Here is a 2982-nt window from a genome sequence, read left to right as displayed (position 1 = left end):
GGAGGTGAGAAATCACGTGTGGCTTTAGCGAAATCATTAACCACAGATTCAAACTTTCTGATTCTCGATGAGCCTACCAATCACCTTGACATCCAGTCGGTGAACATCTTGATCCAGGCCTTGAAACAATACGAGGGTACTTTCATTGCCGTATCCCATGATAGGTATTTCCTTGACAATGTAGCCAACAAAATCTGGTTCATTGAAGATAAGAAAATCAAACAATACCCAGGTACTTATGCCGAATACGAAGAGTGGAACAGCAAAAGAGCGCCGGTTCCTGCTACCAGTATTCCATACAAGGCAGAAAAAGAAACCAAGCCTAAAGTAGAGGAGAAAAAAGCAGCGCCAAACCCGCAGCAGCAGTTAAAAAAACTGAACGATCAGCTACAAAAAGCAGAAACGCAAATCTCTGAGCAGGAAGCCATCGTGAAAGCGATAGAAATGGAACTGGCAGACGAGAAAATTTACAGCGACCAGCATAAACTGGCAGAAGTAAATCAAAAATATAAAGCTGCAAAACAAACGCTCGACTCGGCACAGCAAAACTGGGAAGAACTTGCTGCCGAAATCATGGAATTAGAAGGCTAGCCCATGCCTATACAGTGGAGATTGCTCATTTTATTGGTGTTTTGTATGCCACCGGCCTTTGCACAGCAAAGCCCCCTCGTTAACGATAACCAGGTTTTTCAGCCTTATATCAAAACCATACAAGCTTACAACACTCAAAAAGAGCAGTCTCTGCCTGTTATTACCCTTCAATCTACCGAACAGCTGCTGTTTACCTTCGACGACCTCGAAGGTGGCAGTAAAAGTTATGCTTATGTGGTAGAACATTGCACAGCCGACTGGAAACCGTCCGGCCTTTCTACTTTAGATTATGTCACCTCATTTGCCGGCGACCGCCTGCAGGATTATGAATATGCTTCAGGAACTCGGCAAAATTACACCCATTACCGCCTCACCTTGCCTAATGAGCAGGTACAGTTTAAAATTTCTGGAAATTATATCCTAAAGGTATACGTAGAAGGCAGACAAAAATTGCCAGTGATTTCACAGCGTTTTTATGTGGTTGAAAATCTTGCTGCTTTACAAGTTGATGTGATACCAGCCCCGGATGTTAGCCAGCGTGCAACACACCAAAAGCTGAACTTTAGTGTAAACACCAGCCGTTTACGTGTCCAAAACCCTTATACTGATATTAAAACAGTAGTGATGCAAAATGGCAACCCTAACTTTGCAAACTACAATAGCAAGGCTTCCTTTGTTAAGCCTAACCTGATTCAATATAACGATATCAAAACAAACGTTTTTGCAGGGGGAAATGAATTCAGAAAGCTCGACCTTCGCAACTTACGTGCGCCGGAGAGCAAAATCAGGGACATGACCAGGAACGATCAGAAATACGCCTCCCAGTTTGATGAAAACGGCAACTTCTTTATCAGAAATATGGAAAACAGGCCCCCTGATACAGAAAGCGATTACATAAAAGTGGATCTGTTGTTGCAAACGCCGGTAAATCTTCAAAACGGCGAGGTATATATTACCGGTCGCTTCAACAACTATTTAACCAACGAACAAAGTAAACTTCAATACAACCAGGCGTTAAACGGATATCAGAGCAGTTTATATTTAAAACAGGGGTTATACGATTACCTTTATGTGTACCGAAACAAGGAAAATGGCGCTTTAAGCCACCAGCTGCTTGAAGGAAATTATTATGAAACCCAAAATGCCTACCAGGTATTTGTTTACTACCGTAAGCCTGGAGGCCGCTGGGATGAGCTGGTTGGTTATTTAAGTACCCAAACAGACACACTTCCACCTAAACAGTAGAACTCCGCCCAGCCCTCTTCATTAACTGTAATCTCTTCATTGCGTTTACCCAAAGCATCCACAAAGGTTTTACCGGCATGTCTTTTACCCATTTCCATGAACTTGTGGCCCTCTGCACTGTTGCTCATTACCACCGCCAATCCCGACCCGGGTTTATCATCTTCGCCCTCACGTGTCCAGCCAATGCAATTCGGATGGTCGATGTAGTCGCGCTGTATGCCGTAGCTTTTATCTTTTCTTATGGCACATAATTCCGGTAATTCGTCCAGTGGAACCAATTCAACATCCACCTCCAGCCCATCCTGGTTTCTATCCTTGTATTTCCCACCATAGAGGTCAGGATAAAAAACACAGGGTATTCCCTGCTCCCGTAATAAAATCAAAGCATAAGCCAATGGCCTGAACCAATACTCCACATAGGCTGTAAGCGACTGTAACGGTTGTGTATCATGATTATCCACAAAGGTAACAGACAGCGATGGATGGGTTTGAACCAGGGTGCCGTTAAATATATTGCTCATATCATATTCTTTGCCTTGCAAACTTGCCTGGTAAAAGTTGTAGTGTAGAAGTGAATCAAAAAGCTGCGTCCTTCCCTCGGTCATGTCGATATAGTTTACCAGTTCCTCTACATTGTCTACAACCCAGTTTTCAGCAACAAAAAAGAAATCCTTTTTGAAAGTTTGCCTCATGTGGTCAATCCATTCATTCAGGAAATCGTGTGCGATATGTTTTACAGCATCCAGCCTGAACCCGTCCATCTTACAGGTGTTATAATACCATTCCCCCCATCGTTTCAGTTCTTCCCTTACGGCTGGATTTCTGGTTTCAATATCGTTATACATCAGGTAATCATAATTACCCATCTCTGCCGAAGGTACATCTTCCCATACCTCTCCATATTCATTCTGGATCGAATAAATGGCATCTTTATGAAGGTTCTCTGCATGATCGACACCGCTGAAGCAGGTATAGTCCCACACAAAATCACTGTATTTCCGTGCACTGCCAGGAAAGGTAAACTTTGTCCAGGCATCAATTTCAATTAAATCAGATGTAAATTCGTTTCGGTTATTGTAGTCTACACTCCTAACCGCTATTTTTTCCAGCTCGTCAGCCCCTGCTTTGTGATTAAACACCACATCA

Annotated in this window: 2 protein-coding genes and 1 pseudogene; 2 read left to right on the top strand and 1 reads right to left on the bottom strand. The window is 43.1% G+C overall.

Annotated features, from left to right (window positions below):
* A pseudogene (locus tag ACR2F3_RS02100) lies at window positions 1–591 on the top strand (ABC transporter ATP-binding protein); the annotation flags it as partial.
* 3 nt (window positions 592–594) lie between these two features.
* Complete coding sequence (locus tag ACR2F3_RS02095; RefSeq protein ID WP_432708323.1) at window positions 595–1836, top strand: DUF5103 domain-containing protein; 1242 nt, start codon at window positions 595–597, stop codon at window positions 1834–1836.
* On the opposite strand, the gene ACR2F3_RS02090 is transcribed toward ACR2F3_RS02095, so the two are convergent.
* A partial coding sequence (locus tag ACR2F3_RS02090; RefSeq protein ID WP_432708322.1) for an alpha-amylase occupies window positions 1794–2982 on the bottom strand: 1189 nt, incomplete at its 5' end. The genes ACR2F3_RS02095 and ACR2F3_RS02090 overlap by 43 nt on opposite strands.

This window comes from Pedobacter sp., from assembly GCF_045627485.1.
GTDB lineage: Bacteria > Bacteroidota > Bacteroidia > Sphingobacteriales > Sphingobacteriaceae > Pedobacter.
This window is presented reverse-complemented; position numbering and strand designations above follow the sequence as displayed.

Bases quoted from the DNA above. Each gene is read 5' to 3' on its own strand.
- ACR2F3_RS02095 (WP_432708323.1), top strand. From the start codon at position 595: ATGCCTATACAGTGGAGATTGCTCATTTTATTGGTGTTTTGTATGCCA.